Origin of the sequence: Brumicola blandensis (assembly GCF_031846165.1) — a bacterium.
Taxonomy (GTDB): domain Bacteria; phylum Pseudomonadota; class Gammaproteobacteria; order Enterobacterales; family Alteromonadaceae; genus Glaciecola; species Glaciecola blandensis.
Window position 1 is genome coordinate 713,748 of the sequence record NZ_JAVRIE010000002.1, and the last position, 24,662, is coordinate 738,409.

The 24,662-nt window shown below is 43.3% G+C and carries 24 protein-coding genes; 16 read left to right on the forward strand and 8 right to left on the reverse strand.

Annotated elements, in window-relative coordinates; translation table 11 throughout:
* Positions 1 to 23 precede the first annotated feature (23 nt).
* The 4 genes from pbp4b to RM544_RS08370 all read right to left on the reverse strand — a co-directional run bounded on the left by pbp4b (position 24) and on the right by RM544_RS08370 (position 7,249).
* The gene (pbp4b, locus tag RM544_RS08355; RefSeq protein WP_311361305.1) at positions 24 to 2,522 is read right to left on the reverse strand and encodes a penicillin binding protein PBP4B; all 2,499 of its coding nucleotides are present in this window, start codon (positions 2,520 to 2,522) and stop codon (positions 24 to 26) included.
* 133 nt (positions 2,523 to 2,655) lie between these two features.
* Positions 2,656 to 4,032: a M14 family zinc carboxypeptidase gene (locus RM544_RS08360; RefSeq protein WP_311361306.1), complete on the reverse strand. Its 1,377-nt coding sequence runs from the start codon at positions 4,030 to 4,032 to the stop codon at positions 2,656 to 2,658.
* Positions 4,033 to 4,733: 701 nt separating this feature from the next.
* Positions 4,734 to 5,648 carry an N-acetylmuramic acid 6-phosphate etherase gene (murQ, locus tag RM544_RS08365; RefSeq protein ID WP_311361307.1) on the reverse strand — a complete coding sequence of 305 codons (915 nt, stop codon included), beginning with the start codon at positions 5,646 to 5,648 and terminating at the stop codon, positions 4,734 to 4,736.
* 2 nt (positions 5,649 to 5,650) lie between these two features.
* Complete coding sequence (locus tag RM544_RS08370) at positions 5,651 to 7,249, reverse strand: sodium:solute symporter (protein WP_311361308.1); 1,599 nt, start codon at positions 7,247 to 7,249, stop codon at positions 5,651 to 5,653.
* A 311-nt stretch (positions 7,250 to 7,560) separates the two neighbouring features.
* Between RM544_RS08370 and alr the strand changes: the two genes are divergently transcribed.
* The 3 genes from alr to RM544_RS08385 all read left to right on the forward strand — a co-directional run bounded on the left by alr (position 7,561) and on the right by RM544_RS08385 (position 10,791).
* Positions 7,561 to 8,640: an alanine racemase gene (alr, locus tag RM544_RS08375; RefSeq protein WP_311361309.1), complete on the forward strand. Its 1,080-nt coding sequence runs from the start codon at positions 7,561 to 7,563 to the stop codon at positions 8,638 to 8,640.
* A 9-nt stretch (positions 8,641 to 8,649) separates the two neighbouring features.
* The gene (locus tag RM544_RS08380) at positions 8,650 to 9,522 is read left to right on the forward strand and encodes a glucosamine kinase nucleotide-binding domain-containing protein (RefSeq protein WP_311361310.1); all 873 of its coding nucleotides are present in this window, start codon (positions 8,650 to 8,652) and stop codon (positions 9,520 to 9,522) included.
* Positions 9,523 to 9,621: 99 nt separating this feature from the next.
* Positions 9,622 to 10,791 (forward strand): acyl-CoA dehydrogenase, encoded by a 1,170-nt coding sequence (locus RM544_RS08385; RefSeq protein WP_311361311.1) that lies wholly within the window; start codon positions 9,622 to 9,624, stop codon positions 10,789 to 10,791.
* A 23-nt stretch (positions 10,792 to 10,814) separates the two neighbouring features.
* Here the strand turns inward: RM544_RS08385 and RM544_RS08390 are convergent, their stop codons facing one another.
* From RM544_RS08390 to ubiD, 4 genes are all read right to left on the reverse strand, one after another.
* Positions 10,815 to 11,663: a type 2 periplasmic-binding domain-containing protein gene (locus RM544_RS08390; protein ID WP_311361312.1), complete on the reverse strand. Its 849-nt coding sequence runs from the start codon at positions 11,661 to 11,663 to the stop codon at positions 10,815 to 10,817.
* Positions 11,664 to 11,719: 56 nt separating this feature from the next.
* Positions 11,720 to 13,069: a M28 family peptidase gene (locus tag RM544_RS08395; protein WP_311361364.1), complete on the reverse strand. Its 1,350-nt coding sequence runs from the start codon at positions 13,067 to 13,069 to the stop codon at positions 11,720 to 11,722.
* Between the two features lie 118 nt (positions 13,070 to 13,187).
* Positions 13,188 to 13,883 (reverse strand): NAD(P)H-flavin reductase, encoded by a 696-nt coding sequence (gene fre, locus RM544_RS08400; RefSeq protein ID WP_311361313.1) that lies wholly within the window; start codon positions 13,881 to 13,883, stop codon positions 13,188 to 13,190.
* 92 nt (positions 13,884 to 13,975) lie between these two features.
* Positions 13,976 to 15,448 (reverse strand): 4-hydroxy-3-polyprenylbenzoate decarboxylase, encoded by a 1,473-nt coding sequence (gene ubiD, locus RM544_RS08405; protein WP_311361314.1) that lies wholly within the window; start codon positions 15,446 to 15,448, stop codon positions 13,976 to 13,978.
* Between the two features lie 492 nt (positions 15,449 to 15,940).
* On the opposite strand from ubiD, the gene RM544_RS08410 reads away from it, so the two are divergent.
* The 13 genes from RM544_RS08410 (at position 15,941) to rpsE (ending at position 24,662) form a co-directional block, all read left to right on the forward strand.
* Complete coding sequence (locus RM544_RS08410; RefSeq protein ID WP_311361365.1) at positions 15,941 to 16,522, forward strand: tetratricopeptide repeat protein; 582 nt, start codon at positions 15,941 to 15,943, stop codon at positions 16,520 to 16,522.
* A 314-nt stretch (positions 16,523 to 16,836) separates the two neighbouring features.
* Entirely contained in the window at positions 16,837 to 17,037 is a 201-nt protein-coding gene (locus RM544_RS08415; protein ID WP_311361315.1) for a PLDc N-terminal domain-containing protein, read from the forward strand.
* Positions 17,038 to 17,099: 62 nt separating this feature from the next.
* Positions 17,100 to 17,756, forward strand: a complete 657-nt coding sequence (locus RM544_RS08420; protein WP_311361316.1) for a LiaF domain-containing protein — start codon at positions 17,100 to 17,102, stop codon at positions 17,754 to 17,756.
* A gap of 80 nt (positions 17,757 to 17,836) precedes the next feature.
* Positions 17,837 to 20,251, forward strand: coding sequence for a ribonuclease R (gene rnr / locus RM544_RS08425; protein WP_311361317.1), 2,415 nt, complete (start codon positions 17,837 to 17,839; stop codon positions 20,249 to 20,251).
* Positions 20,252 to 20,254: 3 nt separating this feature from the next.
* Positions 20,255 to 20,995 (forward strand): 23S rRNA (guanosine(2251)-2'-O)-methyltransferase RlmB, encoded by a 741-nt coding sequence (gene rlmB, locus RM544_RS08430; RefSeq protein WP_311361318.1) that lies wholly within the window; start codon positions 20,255 to 20,257, stop codon positions 20,993 to 20,995.
* 267 nt (positions 20,996 to 21,262) lie between these two features.
* Positions 21,263 to 21,631 (forward strand): 50S ribosomal protein L14, encoded by a 369-nt coding sequence (gene rplN / locus RM544_RS08435; protein WP_008846203.1) that lies wholly within the window; start codon positions 21,263 to 21,265, stop codon positions 21,629 to 21,631.
* Between the two features lie 12 nt (positions 21,632 to 21,643).
* Positions 21,644 to 21,958, forward strand: a complete 315-nt coding sequence (gene rplX, locus RM544_RS08440; protein WP_311361319.1) for a 50S ribosomal protein L24 — start codon at positions 21,644 to 21,646, stop codon at positions 21,956 to 21,958.
* 15 nt (positions 21,959 to 21,973) lie between these two features.
* Positions 21,974 to 22,513, forward strand: coding sequence for a 50S ribosomal protein L5 (rplE, locus tag RM544_RS08445; protein WP_195733722.1), 540 nt, complete (start codon positions 21,974 to 21,976; stop codon positions 22,511 to 22,513).
* A 12-nt stretch (positions 22,514 to 22,525) separates the two neighbouring features.
* Positions 22,526 to 22,831: a 30S ribosomal protein S14 gene (gene rpsN / locus RM544_RS08450; RefSeq protein WP_311361320.1), complete on the forward strand. Its 306-nt coding sequence runs from the start codon at positions 22,526 to 22,528 to the stop codon at positions 22,829 to 22,831.
* Between the two features lie 12 nt (positions 22,832 to 22,843).
* The gene (gene rpsH / locus RM544_RS08455) at positions 22,844 to 23,236 is read left to right on the forward strand and encodes a 30S ribosomal protein S8 (RefSeq protein ID WP_311361321.1); all 393 of its coding nucleotides are present in this window, start codon (positions 22,844 to 22,846) and stop codon (positions 23,234 to 23,236) included.
* A gap of 13 nt (positions 23,237 to 23,249) precedes the next feature.
* Entirely contained in the window at positions 23,250 to 23,783 is a 534-nt protein-coding gene (gene rplF / locus RM544_RS08460) for a 50S ribosomal protein L6 (protein WP_311361322.1), read from the forward strand.
* A gap of 12 nt (positions 23,784 to 23,795) precedes the next feature.
* Positions 23,796 to 24,149: a 50S ribosomal protein L18 gene (gene rplR / locus RM544_RS08465; protein WP_311361323.1), complete on the forward strand. Its 354-nt coding sequence runs from the start codon at positions 23,796 to 23,798 to the stop codon at positions 24,147 to 24,149.
* Between the two features lie 9 nt (positions 24,150 to 24,158).
* Entirely contained in the window at positions 24,159 to 24,662 is a 504-nt protein-coding gene (gene rpsE / locus RM544_RS08470; protein WP_110428000.1) for a 30S ribosomal protein S5, read from the forward strand.

The following is a 24,662-nucleotide window of genomic DNA, read 5'->3' on the forward strand; positions in this document are numbered from 1 at the left end:
GATTGTTTCCTATTGTATTTTTCTTATTGTTTTTCGGTTTTGAGCTTAATCAACGTTTCATAAACCAAGCTCACAATATTGCCATAACGGGCGAGTTCAGATGATTCCGCCTCAAACTCAAACTTATCTTCTATTGAGATAACAGGAGAGTGGCGTAAATTTGTAAGGATAATAACGGCTAAGTCATGCTCAGGATCAATCACGGTGGCTGTGCCAGTCCAACCGGTATGTCCAAACGCACTTTGACTCGCATAGGGACCAAAATGCCATTCTCTTTCCTTATCTCTCGCTAATTGCCAAGCCAGACCAATGGTATCCTGTTTACCAGAGGGACTAGTGAAACGGTCTAATATGGCATGATTGAATAGTTTTACATTGCCATAGCCACCACCATTGAGAAGTACTTGGCTTAAAACTGATAAGTCATCGATACTCGAGAATAAGCCTGCATGACCTGAGACGCCTTGCATAGAGTAAAATGCTTTTTCATCATGCACCTCACCTTGTAATACGTATTCTCTGATGTTTGGAAACTCGACATTGCCAGCTCGAGTATTGCCTTGAATTTCCGTGGCTGCAAATTGGTTTGCTTCAAATCCGTGCTTAAGTGGTGTAAATAGCGTGTTTTCTAAGCCAAGTGGCTGGTAAATGCTTTCTCGCATAAACTGGTCCAATGGCATATTCGTTAAGCGCTCTATCAATGTGCCAAGTATCATAAAGTTACTGTCACTGTATGTCTGTGAACCGCTATAAACTGAGTCAAAAGGGAGTGCTGTGAGCAGCAATCGTTGTGTCTTTATTTTATTCTGAGAATAAAAGTATTCCCCCCATACATTATCGGGACGATAAAACTTCAATTCAGGCGCATATCCACTGCTGTGCGACAACAAATCCCTGACCAATATAACCTCACGCCCGTTACCACTGAATTCAGGAATGTAGTGATTGATTGGTCTATCAAGCTCTAAGTCTCCCCGATTGACCAAGTGCATAATGGCCAAGCTGGTGGCAAAAGTTTTCGTATTTGATGCCAAATCAAACAAATGGTCGCTAGTTAAAGGCTCAAAATCCTCTAGTAACTGACCTCGATTATCATACTTGCGTGCATGTCCATAACTGGTGCGTTTTATAATCTTCCCTTTATGAACAACGGCGATACTTAAGCCAGGAAAGCCTGCATTGATACCCTTGCGTATAAACCTATCTAGTTCTGCAAAATCCTCTTTGTAGGGCGCAATTTCATAAGCAAGTGTTGGGTATGGAATGCTGATACGGATACTTGCATCAGCAGGTTGTATATTTTCAACTCGCAAAGTGTTCAGACCGTCGATTGTGCGCTTGTGTAGTGACACTCTATTGATATTACCTGCCTCAAAGTTGTCTAAGCTTAATCGTTGCTCATTAATATAAATCTCCGCTGAGCTAGCATCATCGGTTTCAATTAATAGCTCACCACGTCCTTTATATGCCTTAAATCTCGCCCGATTAGTTACCTTGGGTAATTTATCTGTGCTTTGATTTCTGAAGTCTTGAGAGATTTGTGATTGCTGAGTGTTAACAAAAACTTGCTGTTGCTTAATTTGATCTGCGAGTACTTCAGATTGGTACAAACGATTTAGATCTTGAAATTTGTCAGGAAAATACTTCTCAACTAAGGCGAATACTGCTGCCGCGGTTTGGTTGTCCAACTGGCCAGTCACTTGCCATGGCAAAAAATGCATCTGAAATGCAGATAAGGTATCGATACTCTGTTGGTCTAGCCGACCGGTTGCTATGAGTCCATAACCATAATCACTTAGCGCCCGCTGCACCAAGGCTAAACTCGGAGGTGTTTGATTAAACGCCAGCCAGTGCTGGTTGAGAGTCTCCGTATCGTACCAAGCACCTATGCCTTCTTGATAAAGTCGAAACCATGGAAATTTTGGGCCGGGGTCATTTTTGCGAGACGGCGCAATATCAGAGTGGCCAATAACGGCTGTAGGTTCAATATCAGGATTACGAGCCAAGATGTCTTTTGTCAAAGCGATTAACTTTTTGATTTGTGCTTCTTCAAAATCAGGGAATATACACAAATCGCGATTCTTTTCCGCACCCTCTATTTGAGGTGGAACTGCGGCCAATGAAGCGTCGAATGGAATATCTTCTTGGCATTCAGGTTGATTAACAATCTCAATTCCAATGCTATGATCGTTCAAACCTGAGCGCCCTTGCCAATAACTAACTCCAGCATGCCAAGCGCGATCGCTTTCCTTAACCAGTTGAAAAACCTTAAGTTCTTTTTGTGGGTACGTAGGGTCTTCTAGGCTGGGAATAAGGTAGTGAGAGCTTACATTGCCTTCGTCAACAAGTGCCTCGACGGATTCTTGATAATTTACCGCAGTAAAATGCATCACTAAAGATTTTATTCTGAAGCTATGATTTTTTGATGGCATTTGTTCGATTGTAGATACACTGGCGCAGCTCACGAGTAAGAACGAACTTAACACAAGACCAATGTTTAGGTGCCGCTTCCAATCTGGCATAGATGAATCCAAAAAAACCGAAATAAGGTTAAATAGCCCACTGAGAAAAGCGGCTACAGCTTTCCGTAAATTTAACAAGGCTCTCGGAATATAACAACCTGAATAAACTGCCAAATTAATAATAAAGGCAAATTCAACTCAGTTTCAATAGTCTCCCATTTATGATCGCAAACTCCCGTATGCCATTCCTGACTAGGAAGCCCGCAGCGACAGTACCTCTCGAAAGTTTGAAATCGTCATGCCAAATTTTAGGGTTATTGACGATGGGTAGCCCGCAGACGTTGTTTATTAAACTCGCTTCACCCACAAAATGTGTATAACCATCACGCAGAATGGTTAAGTAGCTTTCTTCATCGAGGACGAGTTTGTCGTCTACTAAAAACGATTGTCCAGCCTCATACACATATTGTTCAGCATCAAATTCAATTTCACCGGCAAAATCACGTAAATCACCAAGGTCATAGATTATCCACTCATTTGAATAGCGCGCTGGTTTCCGTATAGCGACATCTGCAGAGTAATGCTGCTCTTTAAAATGAAGGTTTTTAATCAACAAATCACACCATTTGTTTTCAATATTTAAAGGCAAATCAGCATACACACGTGGTTCACTGTACTCTCCTTTATCATCAAACAGAGCAGATTGTTCAGCAAGTATTGAAAGGCTTCGCACTAAAGCGACAAGGTTGGCGGAGCGGGCAACTTGTCTCGTTTCATCAGCTACGAAATAGCCGGATTCGATTAAAATCGTGCTAATTCCTTTGGCTGCGATTTGGTCCCCGAATGAACGTTCAGAAAATGTGTCATCATACTTTGCGATTTGCCCATTGAGCTCTTCTTGCAATGACTTTGATATTTCAGCTATCAGAGTCATGGCGTTTTGGCGGGCATGATTGAGTTCTTTTTGAGGATTATACGCTGGTGCCAAGAAGGCTATGGTAACTGGCTTTGCCTGCGCTCCACAGCGATAATAAGGGTCTTGGTCATGTAAGTTGAATGCGTATTGCGGTTTTGTTTCTTCAATCAAGGCATTCAGTACATTCCCTTCAGGTGTCTGCAGGGCTAATGCATCTCGATTAATATCTAAACCTTGCGCGTTATATCTCTTGCTGAATTTTGCGCCATCAGGATTCAGCATAGGAGCAATATGTATGGTGAATTTGTCTTCCCAATTTTGGAATAGCACGGAAGACGAATGCAATTTTGTTTCGGAAGCTTGTTTGGAGCTCAATAAAACATTAATAAAGTCCAATACTGCAGCGCTTGCACTAGATTCATCGCCATGCATTTGGGACCACATAGTGATGACTATTGGTCCATGACCGAGTGTGAAGCAGTGAAGATCTTGCTTCAAAAAAGATGTACCAATTACCCGATGTTTCACTTCAGCATGATCGCGCAAGCGCTCTATCTCATTATGGATATGTTCTAGTTTTAGTTGAAGGTGATCGATATTTTTAACTCGATACTCATTCAAGACCTGAAACAAACTCGCTGTATTGGACTTCATCGTCATTCCTTTACTTCCCGATGTGGACTTTGAATATAGTCCTAAACTGCTCAAAAAATCAACTATTGAAAGTTAAATACGAATTCAAGATAGGGGCTACATAGGTATGCGCAAGAATACCTCGATTTCATAGTGAACAGTATAGTATCTCCAACCTAATACCAAAAAATGCGCTCATCTCAATGTGACAGTTACCTGTTCAAGTGGTAATCAAATGTAGGTTTGTAGTTATATTTTACCGGTTTTCATAAGAGTCTTGTTAGGGTTGAGTGGCTAGTTTTTTAATTACGCACTGTTTAAATATTAGGACTTTTGGTGGTTTTCCTTGACTGTGAAGATGGGGTACGAGACGAAAAATTGATGTAAATATTTGAGCTGCAAGTACCAAATATCAATGTTGCGTTTTTTCTTGGTTGTTGAATGTGTAGAACGGTTAAATCAAATGATCATGACGTGACCTTTTGTGTCGTGATTGTCGCAAATTTGCGTCAGATATAACGTGCGAAAAAATATTCGATCTAGATCTATAACTTAATCATGCTATTAAATAAGTGCTCTTTAATTTCGAAATTAGCCTAAAAACTATGACCTAGATATTGTAATCCCCAACATTTTTAACCCGCTATGCCTTCTAAAATCCCGCTTATTCCTGATTTAAAAAGAACACGATGTGGTAAAGGCGATTTGTAATGTCAAAGTAACTAATTTAGCGCTTTATTTAGATATCCAGAATGCTTATCGAGCATTGCTTTGGATGTAGTTACATCGCTATTAGTTAAGATCATCAGTATGGCGAGTTTAGCGTTATTGTTAGATTCAGCCAGTGTGGCCTTGGCTTTCTCTGCTGAACAGGTAGTCGCTTGCATAACTATATGCACTGCTCTGGCAAGAAGTTTCTCGTTCGTGGCATTCACATCGACCATTAAATTTGAGTACGTTTTACCCAGTTTTATCATCGTTGTCGTGCTAATCATATTAAGGATAAGCTTCTGAGCAGTGCCGGACTTCATTCGCGTTGAGCCCGTTAGTACCTCAGGCCCAACATTGGCAACAATACCAATATTAGCTAACTTAAGTAGTGGGGCATCTGGGTTGCACACAATACAAGCTGTGGCGCAGGAGAGCGAATTTGCATATTCTATAGCACCTAACACATAGGGAGTACGTCCACTCGCGGCTAAACCGATGACGATGTCTTTTGAGCTCAGTGATATATTAATAAGATCTCGTTTGCCGCTAAGTGCATCATCTTCAGCACCCTCGACGGCATGAATTAATGCCTTCTCTCCGCCAGCAATAATGCCAACAACTAGGTCATCAGGCACACTGAACGTGGGTCGACATTCAACGGCATCAAGAATTCCTAAGCGCCCACTTGTACCTGCACCTATGTAGATTAGCCTTCCTCCTTGAGACAAGGCATGCGCGCTAGCATCAACCGCTTCGGCTATGTCATCTAATGAATTGGAAATAGCATATGGAACCGTTTTGTCCTGATCATTTATGACTTTTAACGCATCGATGGTGGACATGCTATCAATATCCATACTTTCACGCAGACGTGTTTCAGAAGGGATTGATTGGATTTCCTGTCGGATTTTGTCTGTTTTGTCCATGCTTAACTTCTCTCTTTTTCAATACTGATAGAGCCAGACGTCATTGCATTGCTTTTTCCTAGTAGACATACACATGTCGCGATGAAAGTCGCAATGACTAGTTGCCAAGAAAACCCAAGGCTAAATTGATATTGTTCATCAAGGTAAAGTGACATCACGCCGGGTTGCAATAAAACTGGGATACTAAAGCCAACAATCAATGAAAATAGAATGGATGTTGGTGAGCCTCGGCTGCTAAATAAGGCAGTGAAATACACGCCAAGCAATCCACTATACGAAAAAACCATTACACTCAGAGCAAAGGCGAGTAAAGGCATGTCTGTATGTTGCTGCCAGTAATAACAAAGTGCCGCCATCCCGCTTAAGCACAAGGCAACAATAACCATACTGATTCTGCCAGCTTTTACTATGTGTTGCTCACTAAGACGCTTGCCTCTATTCTCCATCAGTCCACGATATATATCTTGAACAGCCACAGAGGACATAGAGTTTAAGCCTGAATTCAGAGTTGACAGTGCTGCAGCAACTATCCCAATAGTCACAATCGCTTTAATACCATTCGGAAGGTCAGTGAGCACGTAGTACATGAAGATAGTCACTGTTTGACCCACAAAAGTGGGGGTCGGAACATCACCGTTTGCAACGGCCTGACTCATCAGGTCTGGGCGTTGATAATAAACATATAACAACATGCCAATAATAACGAAAACCAGTACGATAGGAATGCCGATGATAATTGACGAAGTCAGTGCTTTGGTTGCCTCCTTTGCGTTTTTGCAGGTAAGCATACGTTGGGTTACATCTTGGTCCATGCCAAATGCAGCTATATTAAGTAACACAAAACCGGTGATTATCGACCAAAAACCAAAAACGCCACTGGGCGAAAAGTCCAATGAAAAATCAATCAGTGTCAGTTTGGATTGGGAGCCGTCACTTGGGTTTTCCAAAGCATGAATAATGCTAGTCAGGTCTGCAGGAATACTATATAGAAGATAAATGAGTACTAATAGCGCTGCGCCCACATAAACAATGCATTGAATCACATCACTATAAATGACCGTTCTGATACCGCCATAAGCGGTGTAAAGAAGGCCAATCACAGCGATTAGGCCAATAGAAAACAATACGCTGGTCGTTTCAATATCACCGAATAAAATCATAGCAATGGCAATTGCCGCCATATACAAGCGGGCACCACTCGCAAATAATCGGCCTACAAGATAAACCATACCGGCTTGGTACTTTGCATTATCACCAAAACGTTGCGCCAGCAATTCATATACGGTGTACACCTTAAACTGATAAAATCTTGGCAATAGAACTGTTGCCACGAAAAATGCTGCGATAAAACCCGCGATATTTGTAGCTAAGTAGCTTAAGTCACCCCGGTAGCCTTGGTCTGGCCCACCTAAGAAAGTGGCTGCGCTTTGAGATGTTGCAAGAACTGAAATCGCGACTACCCACATAGGCATCGTATTTCCACCCAGGAAATAGTCCGTTGAAGTTGCAGCCTTGCGATTGTAGAACCAACCGCTAACAAGCAGAACGAGTCCATACGTGGCAAATACGAACCAATCGATAGCAGAGAATTGATCAATCATAGTTTTGTTATTACAGCCTTTTTATTATTATTTTTGCTTTAATCATCAGCATGCTCGTAATGTGATATTCAACATAGAGTTGATTGACACATTTTTCTTATTAACCCATTTATTGTGTTCAAACACAAGTTGTCCTCGGAAACTGAGTTGGCAATCAGCAATACAATGTGTACTACCTTTGCGTTCATTGATGTAGAATAAGCTAGTATGATGATTTTGAGTCGTTTTTTATCCAGTCTCTACTCTGTTCATCGCTTTTTTAGGCGGTAGAGTTGGACAGAATACTATAGCTACACTAGAGGAAAATATTGTTGGCGAGATACACCCACGCGCGAATCAACCTAGACGCACTTCGATACAACTTTACATCAATGAGTGAGCTTGCTCCTGCGAGTAAGCAAGTGGTGGTAATTAAAGCAAATGCATATGGCAATGGTGCTATTGAAGTTGCGCGTTGTCTACAGAGTGAAGTTGATTTGTTCGCAGTTGCTTTCTTAGATGAGGTGTATGAACTTCGAGAAGCCGGTATCACGACACCTATTCTAGTGCTACAAGGGCCCCATCAAGAACAAGAATGTGAGTTAAGCTCTGTGCTCAATGTAGTTTGGATGCTACATTTAGAGAGGCAAATAAATTGGATAAATAAACGCATTGAAAACAGAGAGATAAAAGCTAACCAACATTGGGTGAAATTTGATACGGGCATGCACCGCCTCGGACTGGACCCCAGTGAATATGATCATCTAGCTGAAAGTTATCCCTATGTTTTTACTGAAGATGCGGTCATTGCGACTCACCTTGCGCGGGCCGATGAGCCTGAGTGTGAGAATGCTCAAGACGTTGTGAACGCTTTTTTATTATCAATGCAAGACAAACATCAAAACCTATCAATTGCGAATTCGGCGGCAAATATCAGTCTGCCGTCGGCAGCAGCGGTGTATAACCGTATGGGGATTTCGTTATATGGCAGTTCACCTTTCGAAAAAGAGCAGGTGTCACCAGATTTAAAACCCGTTATGACCTTAAAAAGTGAGGTCATTGCTTTGCGTGATCTCGCAGCTGGAGAGTCTGTGGGATATGGTGCAACTTGGACAGCGAGTAAACCATCTACTATTGCCACAGTTGCTATCGGCTACGCTGACGGCTATCCGCGCCATGCGCCTATAGGCACTCCTGCTTTGTTTAACGGGAAAAAGGCTTTCTTAGTCGGGCGCGTTTCAATGGATATGCTTACATTCGATGTAAGTGGGTTAGATGATATTGATATTGGTACTGAAGTGGAGCTTTGGGGTGAAAACTTACCAATAAATGAGGTGGCAGCAAAGATTGGCACTATCGGATATGAGTTAATGACAAGGGTGTCGGCGCGCGTGCCGCGTAAATATGACTAAAAGAATTATATGAACGAAGAATTTTATGTGGGTATCGACGCGGGAGGGACTCATTGCCGCGCATGCCTATACAACAGTGAAGGCAACGAGCTCGGCAATAGTATGAGCGGGCCAGCAAATGTGTTTAGTGATTTTGATTCAGCTATTGCAAATATTCGTCTGTCAATTAATCGAGTATTAGCGCTGACAGACAAAAATATTCAAACAGCAGATCTGCACATTTGTGTCGGTAGTGCAGGAGCTCAAGTAGAAGGTGTGCAGCAGTCCTTTGGTGAATTATCTCATCCTTACGCTTCGTTCTCATTGATAAGTGATTTACATGCGGCATGTATAGGTGCAAATGTTGGTAGTGATTGCTCACTAGTAATCGTTGGTACGGGCTCATCGCTTGCGTCCTTTGAGAACCAACAAGTAAAGCAGTATGGTGGACATGGCTTGTTTCTGGGCGATGAAGCAAGTGGTGCTTATATTGGTCTGTCAGCAATAAAATCAACGCTTCGATATTTCGATGGTTTACATAATGACAAAGCATTTAGTGATGCGATCTTAACGGCACTCTCATGTACTAAACCAAAACAAATCGTGGAGCATTGGACACGTAGACCTGCAGCTGATTATGCGGCTTTGCTACCTGTCGTGCAGCGTTTGGCAGAGGAAGGCAACAAAAGTGCGCAAGATTTGATTACTGCCGGACTCGATTATTTGCGAGATGTGATTGTTGGCAATGGATTACACGCTAAAGCGCCTTTATACATGCTCGGCGGGTTAAGTGACATGTACAAAGGTGGCTTGGAAGCAGCTCTCGGAGTATGTATCGCCAGCCCACAGCATAGCCCAGAATATGGTGCATTTTTGTATGCCAAGTTGATGTTAAACAAGTAGTCTGCTTGTCTATTAAAAATTTTAACCCGCCAGCTTTACCATGCCAAAGACAAACGAGTATGATAGCAATACTGTTTTCACGATTAAGAGAAATACATCATGCTTAGCCATTGGGACGACCTACTATTGCTGGATAGCCAGCTCAGCGAAGAAGAAAAACTAGTCCAAACTAGCGCAAGGGAGTTCGCCCAAGCGGAACTCATGCCTGGTATTTTAATGGCTAACAGACATGAATCCTTTGATCCAACAATTATGCGTCGAATGGGGCAGGCTGGTCTGCTTGGCTCAACGATTGAAGGTTATGGTTGTGCAGGCATTAACTATGTTTCCTATGGCTTAGTTGCTCGCGAAATAGAAAGAGTTGATAGCGGCTATCGTAGCGCGATGAGTGTGCAAAGCTCGCTAGTCATGCATCCCATTAATACCTTTGGTAGTGAGCAACAAAAACAGAAGTATTTGCCCAAGCTAGCAAGTGGAGAATGGATAGGGTGTTTTGGTCTAACCGAACCAGATGCTGGCTCGGATCCAGCGAGTATGTTAAGTGTAGCAAAGACAGTCGATGGCGGTTATTTGCTAAGCGGCAACAAGATGTGGATTACAAATTCACCGATAGCAGATGTATTTGTTGTGTGGGCCAAGAAACAAGAAGACGGTAAAATTTATGGCTTCATTTTAGAAAAGGGCATGGAAGGCCTAAGTGCTCCAAAAATTGAAGGGAAGCAATCGCTAAAAGCGTCAATTACCGGTGAGATTGTGATGGATAATGTATTTGTCACCGAATCTCAACTATTGCCAAAAGTATCGGGTTTAAAAGGCCCCTTTAGCTGTTTAAACATGGCGAGATATGGTATTTCCTGGGGTGTTTTAGGTGCCGCTGAATTTTGTTGGCATGCAGCAAGGCAGTACGGTTTAGATCGTAAACAATTTGGTAAACCTTTAGCGCAAACGCAGCTTTTTCAAACCAAATTGGCCAATATGCAAACCGAGATCTCCTTAGGCTTACAAGCGTCATTGCAGGTCGGGAGGTTGATAGATAGTAAACGCTTCGATCCAGCAATGATATCTATGGTAAAAAGAAATAACTGCGGGAAGGCATTAGATATAGCCCGGCATGCGAGAGACATGCATGGAGGCAATGGCATTAGTGACGAATTCCATGTGATTCGCCACATGATAAACCTCGAAACCGTTAATACCTACGAAGGTACATATGATGTACATGGTTTAATTCTAGGCCGCGCACAGACTGGCCTACAGGCGTTTTTCTAGTGAGTGGTGGTAGGCCGTTAACGTTACCACTTGCGCAACATATCGGTGTAAATTCTATCGTCCAGTAAACTGTCGCGCTGCAAATTGGTTTGCATCAGTTTATCGTATTCACCATTGCTACGAAGAGAACTGATACCTGTTTCGAACGTTGATATGATCTTGTTAGCCTCAGCATTTGCCTTTTGTATCGCTAGGGACACATCGACTTGCACAATTGCTTGCTTCGAAATATAGACGGGTTTTTCACCCACACTCGCGAGCAGGATGTTCATTTCATCAATCATTCGCTTGTCGACAAGTAGAAAATCAACTCTATCTTCAGCTAATTGTTTGATAACATCGAAAAATGATGGCGCTCTTGCCCAGCTGACGTCTCTTTCAGCGCGCAATACATCGGTGTTTGCGAAGCGGTTTTCGATACCGACTCGTTCACGGTACATTTGCTCTAAACGAATAATATTCTCAGCGCGTTGGTACCTTGATACGATATGCAAATTGACTTTCATATACGGCGCCGAATATACATAGTCGTCTTTCACATCGTTGAGTGAATAGTGGTCGTAATATCCTATAAATTTGCCCGATTTCAAACCGCTTCCTTTCCAAGCTTGAGTCGTTGCCGTCAATTTGAGTGCTTCCGGTAGGTTGGCTAATGCAGCTCTCACTAAGTCCATTTGTCTGGCCGGTAGCTCGTGCTCGTCAATGTAGGTGGCGACTTTGTTGCCAACCAAACTTACGGTATTGGCGTTAGCCACATTAAGTTGAACGTTTAGCAGCAAAAAACAGGCACAAATTAACTTTACACAAGCGGCTAATTTTAGTTTTGCTAGCAAAGAGATACGCTGAACATTTACAGGATACTGAAAGGTCATTTTCTTACCTAAAAACCAAAGTTACTATCAATACGCTTAATTGCCCCATTTTGGATTTATTCTCCAAAGGCGCCCGCTGCGCCTGGATAAACCACGGGGCTCTCAAAACCATCTTTGCTTACACTGGCGACACCAAAGAAATAATTATCAATGACAACATTCTCTAGTGTTGCAGTAGTTACGTTTCCTACGTACTTACTAAATTGCCACTGAGGGGCATCGGTTAAACGCCAATAGATCTTATAGCCCATAAGTTGTGGATTCTGTTCAGGATCAGCAGCAGCCCAGCTTAAGGTTGTAGAAGGTTGCACCGCACCGGCTATGCTGACTTCAGCGGGTGGTGTTGGTGCATTCGCCATACCTGCCAATGATACCGCGTTTAGCGCCGTCAATTTGGCCGCGTAATCAAAATTCACGCCATCGATGGTATCACCATATTTAATACCATTCTCTGTACGTAAGTCTTGATGCTGACGTTGATAGTGTTCATTGGTTTCCATGATCCGTACACCAGGGTAACCTAAATCGTTGAATGGGCGATGATGGCCCCCGCGACGAAAGCGGTCTAAACGGTATATCACCATTGTGTCTAAGTTCTCGATATAACGGTCTGCCATTAAATCAATATATCTGGCTAGATTGCGGCTTGGGCTATCAACTTCTCCACCAGTAAACCGTCTAAGGCGCGCCTCATCAGCCGTTTCGGTCTGGCGAGTGCCTTCTGCGAAGATTCGAGCGGTCGTATTATTTATGACGCCGTTGATACCTTCAATATTACCGATCATGTCGTTATTCAACACAGCTTTTAAACGCCAATTATTCTCTTGTGCGTATTCAGCTAGAATCTGTCCACCGAATAAGCCTTGCTCTTCCCCAGATAATGCCGCATATACGATACTTCCGTGGAACTTATGCTTGCTGAGTAGACGTGCCGCTTCGAGTGTTCCTGCTACACCTGATGCATTGTCGTTGGCGCCAGGTGAGTCTGAAGTTGCGTCCATCACGTCACTGACTCGTGAATCGATATCGCCGCTCATTAGAACGTATCGACTAGGGTCACTCATGCCTTTTTGAATCGCAATAACGCTTACTACTTCTGTTGCATTAGGAATTCGGCGTTCGCCAGAAATGACTCTACTTTGAAAGAACACCTCCAAACAACCACCGCAATCAGCCGATATCTTTTCGAACTCTTCCTTTATCCAGCGTCTAGCCGCACCAATGCCGCGTGTTTCAGACTCTGTTTCAGATAAGGTATGTCTGGTACCAAAACTGACTAAGGTTTGAATATCTTGTTCGATGCGTTGAGCAGAAGCAGAACGCCCAATCTCATGAAGTAGTGCTTGGTCGGTGTAGGTTAAGCCTTGGGACCTTGAGGAGCTCTCTTGGCTCTGTGCATTCACCATTCCTGTGCTCACACTCACACTGAATGCGAAAACTCCAAGCAGTAATTGCAGTAAGCGCTTGTTGCCTTGCTGTCTTGTTTTGATTGTTTGCACAGAAATCTCCTTTCTTATTTTTTATTTAAATAAACGCAAATGCATCGCCGAACAGATTATTAGTTAACAGGCCCGCGGCGCTAAATTCATCACGAATTGTTGCCGACATTTCGAAGCGACCTGCTGTATAGACTTGATAATCTGCAAAGTTATGCACATCGTTTAATACTGCTTTATGCACCCAACCGACATGCTCTTGCCAGCTCTCGTCTGGATTTTCTACCACAGGTTTAAAGCTGAAATTTTGATGTGTTACTGCTAAAGCACTCAATTCTTTTGATTCATAAAGGTCGTCTGGGTTCTTTGCACCCCAGTACAATACGAGTTCACGATCGGGTTGAGTAGCTAAACAATCCAGTACTATCGACTTAGCGTAGGAATATCCAGTTCCGCCGGCAACCACAATAGCCGGTAACGTGGACTCACGAAGGTAGGCGTCACCATGGGCAACCTCAACGTTTAATTCACCCAGATTACGGCACTTTTCAAGCACTTCGTAGGCATATGCATTGCTCGGCTCAGCACCAATATGCAGTTCAATGATGCTACTGTCTTGTGGCGCATTGGCAATCGAAAACGGTCGTTTGTCTTTTTCGCCCATGACCACCTGACAATATTGGCCAGCTTTAAATTCAATGGGGTTTTCCGGCTTAAGTATGACTTTGTACACAATTGAGGTAAGTGCTTCTATACTCTCTACTGTGCAGTTTACTACGTTCATGTATATCCTTTTCGTGCTTTAGTTGGCCCTCTGCATTGAGCCTTATATAGTTATTTGCCCATTATGACTTAAAAAAAGCCCTGAGCGGGAGTTTATTTGTCGAACAGATTTAATTCGTCCCAAATACTATCGACTTTTTGTTTGACAGTTTCGTCCATCACAATTGGCTCACCCCACTCTCTATCGGTTTCGCCCGGCAGCTTATTCGTTGCATCCATTCCCATTTTTGAACCTAAACCTGATACAGGTGATGCGAAATCTAAATAGTCAATCGGGGTATTTTCTACCAATGTTGTGTCTCTGGCTGGATCCATCCTAGTTGTGATCGCCCAGATGACATCATTCCAATCACGTGCGTTAACATCATCGTCACAGACAATGACGAACTTTGTGTACATGAACTGGCGCAGGAAAGACCAAACCCCCATCATGACTCGCTTAGCATGACCTGGGTATTGTTTCTTCATGGTGACAATCGCCATTCGATACGAACAGCCTTCTGGTGGTAGATAGAAATCAACAATTTCAGGAAACTGCTTTTGTAAAATAGGAACAAACACTTCGTTTAGTGCAACTCCAAGAATAGCCGGTTCATCCGGCGGTCTGCCAGTGTAAGTGCTGTGATAAATTGGATTATCACGATGGGTAATATGAGTCACCGTGAACACGGGAAACTCATCAACTTCATTGTAGTAACCGGTGTGATCACCATAAGGCCCCTCTGGAGCCGTTTCACCGGGCGCAATGTAACCTTCTAATACGATCTCCGCACTTGCTGGCACTTGTAAATCGTTAGAAATGCTTTTAACAACTTCGGTTTTATCACCTCTTAGCAAACCTGCAAATGCATATTCGGACAGGGTGTCTGGTACCGGCGTCACCGCGCCTAGAATGGTTGCCGGATCAGCACCTAAAGCCACAGAGACAGGATAGTTTTCGCCCGGGTTTTCCTGGCACCATTCCTTAAAGTCTAAAGCGCCACCTCGATGCGATAACCAACGCATGATGACCTTATTCTTGGCAATTACTTGCTGGCGATATATGCCCAAGTTCTGACGTTTTTTGTGCGGGCCTCTGGTGACGGACAGCCCCCAAGTAATGAGTGGAGCCGCGTCACCCGGCCAACACCGTTGTATTGGCAGCATGCCGAGATCGACATCATCTCCGCTGATGATGTTTTGTTGGCAAGGTGCTTTTTTAACTTCTTTAGCGGGCATGTTAAGCACCTGCTTAAACACGGGTATTTTGCTCCACAGGTCTTTTAACCCTTTAGGTGGATCCGGCTCTTTAAGAAACGCCAGAAGTTTACCAACCTCTCGTAATGCTTCTACTGATTCTTGACCCATGCCGAGCGCGACGCGCTTGGGAGTACCAAATAGGTTAGCTAATACTGGAACACTTGAACCTTTTGGGTTCTCGAATAAGATAGCGGGACCGCCGGCTCTGAGTGTGCGGTCTGCTATTTCCGTCATCTCTAGCTCGGTATCTATCTCCATTGAAACTCTTTTTAATTCACCCATTTTTTCAAGTTGAGCGATAAAGTCTCTGAGGTCCTTGTATTTCATTTACTCTCCGGTTTGTAACTACTGTAGTTTAATAATGGTTTCTTACATATCTCTTTCGATATCGAGTCGCGTTTGCGCTGGCAACTATTCATTACTTTTTTATTGTAAGCAAGCTTACGTAAAACAGGGAATGAACGTTCACTTCTTTGGCTATTAAATGCAGCGGAAATCACAGCTGACAGGAAAAAAATGAGTTACGCAAACAAGCCACACTACTTAGAAGCCTTAAGTGTAGCAAAGATCCCCAGTCGCTAGTAAAAATATCTTGTCCAGTGCAAGACGTTCAGGGCACTAGCATGTTAATAAATCTTCTTGATTAGAGTTTGCTTTGATACGGTTTTATGAATCCTAATGATGAAATTATTTTTCACTTTTTGTTATTTTAGCCGATAGCAATCTTATATCACTAGCAACAAGATTCGAGGCAAATTAGTGCAAAAAATAATAAATACTCTCCAAGCAATTACGCTAGCCCTTTTTGCATGCAGCCTGATGCCATCCAAAGCGTATTCTCAGCAATTAGAAGCAGTGCAAATTTATAGTCAAGATGAACTCATTAAACTCATTAACGATAATGAACATTTGGAGAGAGTTGTCGCTGATCGTTGCCAACTAGTTCAGGATATTGAGGCGAGAGCGGAAGTACTCATGGTGCCAGCTTATCAATTTCTCTGGGGCGACATGTTGGCCTGGGGAGTTTGTGTTGATGCAGAACCTGAGCGCGGTATTTATTATATGCGAGAAGCCGCCTCCCAGGGCTTAGCGGCAGCGCTAGAACAGCTAGGGCGATATCATGCGAGTGGAAAATTGGTACAAGAAGACAAAAAACGGGCTGTGATTTACTTACGGGAAGCATCTGCGCTGGGCAACCTACGAGCCCAGCTTCAACTTGCGGAGCTATTTATTGATGGATACGGTAGTCCTTATGATTTCGAAGACTTATATCATTGGCTGTATAATGCGATAACTGACGATTCTCGCACGCATCAACGGATAGCGATGTACATGGGTGAATTAGAGTCTTTAATGCATCCAAGAGCTGTGAGGAATGCAAGAAAGCCCCTGATTAACTAGTACACGCAATTAAAAACCTTAATGCAAAATTACAGGCCGCTGAAATAGTATGGTTTCAGCATTCCGTTTGTGATGCCGCCTATAAAATTGAATAGCCACGCGCTCTAACTTCCAACTAATTCGTAAAAACGGCTAACTCTTTGTCGTTTTGACCATTTATTTTATTCTAAAACTCATCGTTGAATTTTAAGTATTTGATTTTTAATTATTTATTATTTGGCACTCTAGTTGCTATATCTACTTTATAAAGCAAAAGAGTCATTTGGTCTAAGGTGTTCTTGCCCAGTAACTCGCTTTTAACTTAGGAGAATGTAATGGAATTGATTTTTGGATTTTTTGGTTTTATCTTGTTTGTTATATTTTGGGCAATTCCCGTAATTGCTATTTGTGTGTCTTCACGGACAAGTGGTGGTGAAAAAGTCGCTTGGATCCTAGCGATGATATTTGTTTCTTGGTTCGCCTTTATATTTTATCTGCTCCTTGCACCACTTAAAGATAACAGATCACGAGCCTAAATTAACTTCACGCTTGTGGAATTCAAAACAGTATTACTAGATAAACTTAGAGGACAGTGATAATGCCAGTCATATTAGAAGACAGACCAATCGAGCAAGTGAAAGAGGAAGTTATCGATATATTGGTACATAACTACAGTCATGCAATTATTTCAAACGAAGCCTTTGAACGTAGGTTAGACAATGTGATTAGTGCAACCACGAATCAGCAAATGATGGACCAAATTGCTGATCTCGACGGGCGCCCAGATCCAGACTTACAAAAACAGAAAGAAGAGCATTTCAGCGTCAATTATGCGAATGAACCCACTGAAGATACAGAAACCTTAGTCAATGTGCTGGGAAGTTCAGACCGCACTGGTCAATGGACTGCGCCAAAAGAAATAAGAGTCTATACTTTTCTTGGTGGTGCAAAAATAGATTTCACTGATGCACGATTTTCGTCACCGAATACAGTAGTAAAAATTTTTAGCGTGCTTGGTGGTGATAATATATACGTGCCAGAAAACGTTAATGTGGTTTCAAAAGCCGTTTGTGTTCTTGGTAGCTCTGAAAATGCAGCACCATCAATAGCATCTCGTCAAGCACCTACGATTACGATAGAGGGTGTTATGATACTGAGCAGCTTAGAAATAAAAGTGAAAACCAAAATTAAAGAGAAATTGATGGCATTTGCCAACGAAATGAAAGCAATGTTCACAGGCGATTCAATCAGATAATCGCCTGTTCATAATTTTGTCACAGACTTGTTAGTAAAACGTTGGTATACTACCGTCGAATTTAATAAAGAAAAGAATGAATGACAGAAGATCCGCATTACTCAAGAGAAAAAGAAAAATACGAAAATCCGGTTGCAAGCCGCGAATACCTACTAGAAATACTTTCCTCATCAAAAAGTCCCCTTAGCTTCCTAGACATTTGTCAGCTTGTAAATGCGAGCGACGAAGACAGCCGTATTGGTGTTCAGAGACGCCTACGCGCAATGGAGCGAGAAGGGCAGGTTAAGTTTACCCGAGACAAAAAATACGAAGTACAACAAGCCGCAGAATTAATCCGTGGGCGTGTAATCGGCCATCGTGATGGCTTTGGTTTTTTGAAACACTCAGATACTGAAAAAGATCTATTTATACACGCCGCGCAAATGCAAACTTTGCTGCATGACGATATCGTTGAGGGCACAGAAAGCGGGGTTGATCGCCGCGGACGTATAGAGTTCAGACCTAATCGCGTAATAGAGCCCCGTAAAGAACCTATCGTTGGCCGTTTCTTTATGGAACAAGGTGTGTCGATAGTTATCCCCGATGATAACCGTATTAGCCATGAAATTGTAATACCACCAGAGGCTCGAAATAGCGCGAGACAAGGCCACGTGGTGATTGTCGAAATTACTCAACGACCACGACGCAAAGTGAATGCTATTGGTAAAGTGATAGAAGTACTCGGCGAACATATGGCGCCAGGCATGGAAATCGAAATGGCACTGAGAAATTTCGATATTCCACATAATTGGCCGAAAGCGGTCACCAAACAAATTGCTAGCTTAACGCCAGAAGTGCCAGAAGAAGCAAAACAAGGTCGTATTGATCTTCGTCAACTTCCTTTAGTGACTATTGACGGCGAGGACGCTCGTGATTTCGATGACGCTGTTTATTGTCAGCCAAATGAAGATGGTGGCTGGCAGTTGTGGGTAGCCATCGCTGATGTGAGTTCCTACGTCAAAATAGGGACTGCGCTAGATGGTGAAGCACAGAATAGAGCCACTTCGGTGTATTTTCCTGAGAAGGTCATTCCGATGCTGCCTGAAGTGCTTTCAAATGGTCTTTGCTCGCTAAATCCTGATGTAGATCGCCTATGTATGGTCTGTGAAATGACTATTACGAAGCAGGGTAAACTGAGCGATTACCAATTCTACGAAGCAGTAATGCGTTCGCATGCTCGCTTAACTTACAACAAAGTGTGGGGCATTTTACAAGGTGATGAAACCTTGAAAGAACGCTACAAGCAGCATGTACCCTACCTGAACGATCTTTACAGTTTGTTTAAGTCCTTAAAGACTGCTCGTCAGGGGCGTGGTGCTATAGAATTTGAAACGATCGAGAGTAAATTCGTGTTCAACGCTGAGCGCAAAATTTCCCATATTATTGCAATAGAACGCAATGAAGCACATATGCTGATTGAAGAGTGTATGATCATGGCGAATGTTTGCGCTGCGCAGTTCATCGAGAAAAATCAGGCTGAAGCTTTATTTCGTATCCATGATAAACCTGACGAAGATCGTTTAACGACATTTAAAACCTACTTGGCCGAAGTTGGGATACCATTTACGGTCAATGAAACACCATCACCAGCAGATTTCACTGCGGTAATGAAGAAGATTCAGCATCGACCAGATAAAGAATTAATCCAAACCATGCTACTTCGGTCCATGAAGCAAGCTGTTTACGCGCCAGACAATGTGGGTCATTTCGGTTTGGCGCTTGAAGCCTATGCGCACTTTACATCGCCCATTCGTCGCTATCCTGACTTAGTTGTGCATCGTGCGATAAAAGCAATTGTCGACAAGCAGAATGGCCGCAAGTCTAAAACGGGTGGTAAAGCCTATTCGGTCGATGAGGTTGAGCAGCTCGGTGAGCAATGCTCCATGGCAGAAAGAAGAGCAGACGATGCTACACGTGATGTTTCAGACTGGCTTAAATGCGAGTTTATGCAAGACCATGTTGGCGATGCTTTTGAAGGTGTAGTAGCTTCCGTTACCAACTTCGGATTGTTCGTGCGTATTACTGAATTTCAGATAGATGGCCTAGTCCATATTACGTCGCTACCAAGTGACTATTACCACTTTGATGAACAAAAGCAGTGTTTAGTCGGCGAAGGCTCAGGAATGGTCTACCATCTCGGCGATGAAGTGAAAATCAAAGTCGCAGGTGTCAATCTCGATGAGAGAAAAATTGACTTGTTGATTGAGGGCACGACGAAAGCGAGAGCTTCAGTAAAACCACCAAGAAAGCGGAGTCGTTCTAAAGGCGGTGCGAAAAAAGGCAGCGCTAAGTCAAGCATGAACGAAACTGCCTCAAAAGATAAAACTCAAACACCTAGCACTGGTGATGCGAATACCAAAGCACCATCAACGAAAAAGCCAAAACGCACTGGGCGTAAAAAATCAGGTCCAAGGACCAAAGGCGGTAAAGCGTCTAAGAACAAACAACGGAGATAAGTAATGGCACAGCAAGAATTAATATATGGTTTGCATGCCATGACAGCCGTGATTGATAGGGAGCCCGAGCGCATTATTGAAATGTTTGTGCTTAAAGGCCGAGATGATGAACGCTTAACACATATCATTAACCAAGGTCGTCGACATGGGATCAGTATTCAGTTTTGCCAGCGTAAGACACTAGATGATAAGGCTGGCGGTGAGCAACATCAGGGCGTGATCGCACGTGCGAAGCCAGGTAAAGTCTTAGACGAACATGACTTGGACGCCATTCTGTTGAATCAGAGCTCTCCATTTTTGCTATTGCTCGACGGTGTTACTGACCCACATAATTTAGGCGCTTGTTTACGTACAGCCGATGCTGCTGGTGTACATGCGGTGATTGTGCCGAAAGATAAGAGCGCAGCGCTTTCTCCAACCGTGCGCAAGGTTGCGTGCGGAGCTGCGGAAGTGATTCCTCTGATTCAGGTCACAAACCTATCTAGAACAATTAAAAGTTTGCAAGATGCGGGTGTATGGGTAGTTGGGACAGCAGGTGAAGCTGAACAATCTATATACCAGTGCAAGCTAACGGGGCCAACTGCCTTAGTAATGGGCGCTGAAGGAAAGGGCATGCGCCGCTTAACCAGAGAAAATTGTGACGAGTTAATTAAACTGCCTATGGCGGGTTCTGTATCTAGCCTCAATGTATCGGTGGCAACCGGTGTTTGTTTGTATGAAATTGTTAGGCAGCGAGGCGAATAGACTCGTTGCTAATCCCCCCTCTACTTGAGTTTTTATTCAAGGTCTCCATATACTTATGCATGCAGCAGAGGACGCCGCGAAATATAAGTAAATAAACTCAATTCAATTGAAAATTAAACTACCGTTTATGCTTATTTTCTGTTATAGTTTCGCGCCCTTTTTGTAGGGGTGTGGTCTATTTTTTCTGAAATTTCCTTTGAAATCAATGACGAAATAGCAGCTTAGAGGCTCGTGAGAGTCATAATATTTAACAGCGGAGCACTAAACATGATCCAAATGCAAACTAACCTGGACGTTGCCGATAACTCGGGAGCTCGCAGGGTTCAGTGTATTAAGGTTCTTGGTGGCTCGCATCGCCGTTATGCACATATCGGTGACATCATCAAAGTTACTGTCAAGGAAGCAATTCCTCGCGGTAAAGTTAAGAAAGGTGATGTTCTGAATGCAGTGGTGGTGCGTACTAGAAAAGGCGTTCGTCGCGCTGATGGTTCAACCATTCGTTTCGACAACAACGCAGCTGTTTTGCTTAATGCAAACAAGCAACCAATTGGTACGCGTATTTTTGGCCCGGTCACAAGAGAACTTCGTGGAGATTCATTCATGAAGATCATCTCATTGGCCCCAGAAGTACTTTAAGGAGTCACGATAATGGCTAGAAAAATTCGTCGTGATGATGAAGTAGTCGTATTAGCGGGTAAAGACAAAGGAAAACAAGGCAAAGTCTTGAAAGTACTTGCGTCTGAAGACCGTTTAGTAGTTGAAGGTGTGAACATCATCAAGAAACACCAGAAAGCCAATCCACAGATTGAGCAGCCTGGCGGTATTATTGAGAAAGAAGCAACCATTCATGTGTCTAATGTAGCGTTAGTTAACCCAGCAACGGGTAAAGCTGATCGCGTTGGTTTCCGTGTTGAAGACGAGAAGAAAGTTCGTTTCTTTAAGTCTAACGGCGACTTAGTATAATTATTGGAGAGTACGATGGCGAAACTGCATGATTTCTATAAAGAAACAGTAGTAGCTGAACTTGCAAAGCAGTTCGGGTACAAAAGCGTCATGCAAGTCCCTCGGATTGAAAAAATCACCTTAAACATGGGTTTAGGTGAAGCAGTAGCGGACAAGAAAGTTCTTGAAGCAGCGCAAGCTGATATGGCAGCGATTGCCGGTCAAAAACCTATTGTTACTGTTGCTAGAAAATCTGTTGCGGGTTTTAAAATCCGTGAAGGTTATCCGATTGGCTGTAAAGTAACCCTACGTGGCGAACGTATGTGGGAATTCCTTGAGAGATTAATCTCAATTACTATTCCACGTATCCGTGACTTCCGTGGTCTTAACCCGAAATCTTTTGACGGTCGAGGCAACTACAGCATGGGTGTTCGTGAACAAATCATCTTCCCTGAAATCGATTTCGATAAAGTGGATAAAGTACGCGGTATGGATATCACTATCACTACCAGTGCAGATACTAACGACGAAGCACATGCTCTTTTGAGTGCGTTTAGCTTCCCGTTTAGAAAATAGGGTGTAAGGGTTATGGCAAAAGAATCAATGAAGGCACGCGAAGCAAAACGTGCCAAGCTGGTAAAACAGTATTCAGCGAAACGTTCAGCGCTTAAAGCGGTGATCAGTGACGTTAACGCTTCTGAAGAAGAGCGTTGGGATGCTGTTCTTAAGCTGCAAAAACTTCCACGTGATTCGTCACCGTCACGTCAGCACAACCGCTGTCGTATAACGGGTCGTCCACATGGTTTCCTTCGCAAATTTGGTCTTTCTCGTATTAAGCTTCGTGAAGCTGCAATGCGTGGTGAAGTCCCTGGCCTTAAAAAAGCTAGCTGGTAAGGAGAGCAGACTATGAGCATGCAAGATCCAATCGCAGATATGTTTACTCGAATTCGTAACGGCCAATTGGCTTCTAAAGTTGCGGTTTCTATGCCTTCTTCTAAAGTACGTGTTGCTATTGCAAAAGTACTAGAAGCTGAAGGATATATCGAAGGTTCTTCGGTAACTGAAGGTGTTAAGCCTGTTTTAACAGTTACTTTGAAGTATTTCGAAGGTAAAAAAGTAATTGATACAATCGAACGAGTTAGCCGTCCTGGTTTACGCATCTATAAGAAAAAAGATGAGTTACCAAAAGTGATGGGTGGACTTGGGATTGCTATCGTGTCTACCTCAAAAGGTGTGATGACTGACCGTGCTGCGCGTAATGCAGGCATGGGTGGTGAGATCATCGGTTATGTAGCGTAACAGGGGAAGAATTATGTCACGTATAGCAAAAGCACCTGTCGACATCAAATCTGGCGTTGAAATTAAAATCGCCGGCCAAGAAGTCACAGTAAAAGGTAGTAAAGGTACATTAACTCGCGTATTTAACGACGCTGTTGAAGTAGTACAAGAAGAGAGCCAGTTAAAAGCACTTCCTCGTGAAGGTTTCGCTAACAACTGGGCTCAAGCTGGTACCGCTCGCGCATTGTTAGATCAGATGGTAGTTGGTGTTACTGATGGTTTTGAGAAGAAACTTCAACTTAATGGTGTTGGTTACCGTGCACAAGCACAAGGTAGCAAACTTAACCTTACGTTGGGCTTTTCACACCCTGTCGTCTACGAAATGCCACAAGGCATCAGCGTAGAAACCCCTACACAGACTGAAATCGTTGTTAAAGGCACCGATAAGCAGGTTGTAGGTCAGGTTGCAGCTAACATCCGCGCCTATCGTCCACCAGAGCCTTATAAAGGTAAGGGTGTTCGTTACGCAGATGAAACTGTGCGTCGTAAAGAAGCTAAGAAAAAGTAGGTAGGTAATACGATGGATAAGAAATCAGCTCGCTTACGTCGCGCCACTCGCGCCCGTAAGAAAATCAGTGAGTTAGGTGCACATCGCTTGGTTATTAACCGTACACCTCGCCACATCTATGCTCAGTTAATCGCGCCAAGTGGTTCTGAAGTATTGGCAGCAGCTTCTACTGTAGAAAAAGATCTTAAGGGTTCTTTAAAAGCTACAGGCAACGCAGAGGCAGCAGCGGCAGTAGGTAAAGCGATCGCAGAACGTGCTATCGATAAAGGCATTAAGCAAGTTGCCTTCGATAGAAGTGGATTTAAATATCATGGTCGTGTGAAAGCACTGGCTGATGCCGCTCGTGAAGCGGGTCTTCAGTTCTAGGAGTTTAAAATGGCTAAAGTAGAAGTTCAACAACAGGGTGACTTGTTAGAAAAGCTAATCGCCGTAAACCGCGTATCAAAAGTTGTTAAAGGTGGTCGCATCTTTAGTTTCACAGCTTTGACAGTGGTTGGTGATGGCAATGGCCGCGTTGGTTTTGGTTACGGTAAGGCACGTGAAGTACCTGCTGCTATCCAAAAAGCAATGGAAAAGGCACGTCGTAACTTAGTCGACGTAGACCTTAACGGCAATACATTACAACACCCAATTAAAGGTCGTCATTCAGGCTCTAAAGTTTACATGCAGCCTGCATCTGAAGGTACCGGTATTATTGCCGGTGGTGCGATGCGTGCAGTACTTGAAGTGGCTGGTGTTCAGAACGTACTTTCAAAATGCTACGGTTCTACAAACCCAATTAACGTTGTTCGCGCAACAGTCAACGCTCTAGTGGAAATGAATTCGCCAGAGAAGATTGCTGCAAAACGTGGTTTGTCAGTCAAAGATATTTTGGGGTAA

Bases quoted from the DNA above. Each gene is read 5' to 3' on its own strand.
- rplE (WP_195733722.1), top strand. From the start codon at position 21,974: ATGGCGAAACTGCATGATTTCTATAAAGAAACAGTAGTAGCTGAACTT.
- RM544_RS08380 (WP_311361310.1), top strand. From the start codon at position 8,650: ATGAACGAAGAATTTTATGTGGGTATCGACGCGGGAGGGACTCATTGC.
- pbp4b (WP_311361305.1), bottom strand. From the start codon at position 2,522: ATGCCAGATTGGAAGCGGCACCTAAACATTGGTCTTGTGTTAAGTTCG.
- RM544_RS08415 (WP_311361315.1), top strand. From the start codon at position 16,837: ATGGAATTGATTTTTGGATTTTTTGGTTTTATCTTGTTTGTTATATTT.
- rlmB (WP_311361318.1), top strand. From the start codon at position 20,255: ATGGCACAGCAAGAATTAATATATGGTTTGCATGCCATGACAGCCGTG.
- fre (WP_311361313.1), bottom strand. From the start codon at position 13,883: ATGAACGTAGTAAACTGCACAGTAGAGAGTATAGAAGCACTTACCTCA.
- rplX (WP_311361319.1), top strand. From the start codon at position 21,644: ATGGCTAGAAAAATTCGTCGTGATGATGAAGTAGTCGTATTAGCGGGT.
- rpsH (WP_311361321.1), top strand. From the start codon at position 22,844: ATGAGCATGCAAGATCCAATCGCAGATATGTTTACTCGAATTCGTAAC.
- rplN (WP_008846203.1), top strand. From the start codon at position 21,263: ATGATCCAAATGCAAACTAACCTGGACGTTGCCGATAACTCGGGAGCT.
- RM544_RS08410 (WP_311361365.1), top strand. From the start codon at position 15,941: ATGCCATCCAAAGCGTATTCTCAGCAATTAGAAGCAGTGCAAATTTAT.
- RM544_RS08395 (WP_311361364.1), bottom strand. From the start codon at position 13,069: ATGGTGAATGCACAGAGCCAAGAGAGCTCCTCAAGGTCCCAAGGCTTA.
- rpsE (WP_110428000.1), top strand. From the start codon at position 24,159: ATGGCTAAAGTAGAAGTTCAACAACAGGGTGACTTGTTAGAAAAGCTA.
- rpsN (WP_311361320.1), top strand. From the start codon at position 22,526: ATGGCAAAAGAATCAATGAAGGCACGCGAAGCAAAACGTGCCAAGCTG.
- murQ (WP_311361307.1), bottom strand. From the start codon at position 5,648: ATGGACAAAACAGACAAAATCCGACAGGAAATCCAATCAATCCCTTCT.
- RM544_RS08360 (WP_311361306.1), bottom strand. From the start codon at position 4,032: ATGAAGTCCAATACAGCGAGTTTGTTTCAGGTCTTGAATGAGTATCGA.
- RM544_RS08390 (WP_311361312.1), bottom strand. From the start codon at position 11,663: ATGACCTTTCAGTATCCTGTAAATGTTCAGCGTATCTCTTTGCTAGCA.
- rnr (WP_311361317.1), top strand. From the start codon at position 17,837: ATGACAGAAGATCCGCATTACTCAAGAGAAAAAGAAAAATACGAAAAT.
- RM544_RS08385 (WP_311361311.1), top strand. From the start codon at position 9,622: ATGCTTAGCCATTGGGACGACCTACTATTGCTGGATAGCCAGCTCAGC.
- RM544_RS08420 (WP_311361316.1), top strand. From the start codon at position 17,100: ATGCCAGTCATATTAGAAGACAGACCAATCGAGCAAGTGAAAGAGGAA.
- rplF (WP_311361322.1), top strand. From the start codon at position 23,250: ATGTCACGTATAGCAAAAGCACCTGTCGACATCAAATCTGGCGTTGAA.
- rplR (WP_311361323.1), top strand. From the start codon at position 23,796: ATGGATAAGAAATCAGCTCGCTTACGTCGCGCCACTCGCGCCCGTAAG.
- ubiD (WP_311361314.1), bottom strand. From the start codon at position 15,448: ATGAAATACAAGGACCTCAGAGACTTTATCGCTCAACTTGAAAAAATG.
- RM544_RS08370 (WP_311361308.1), bottom strand. From the start codon at position 7,249: ATGATTGATCAATTCTCTGCTATCGATTGGTTCGTATTTGCCACGTAT.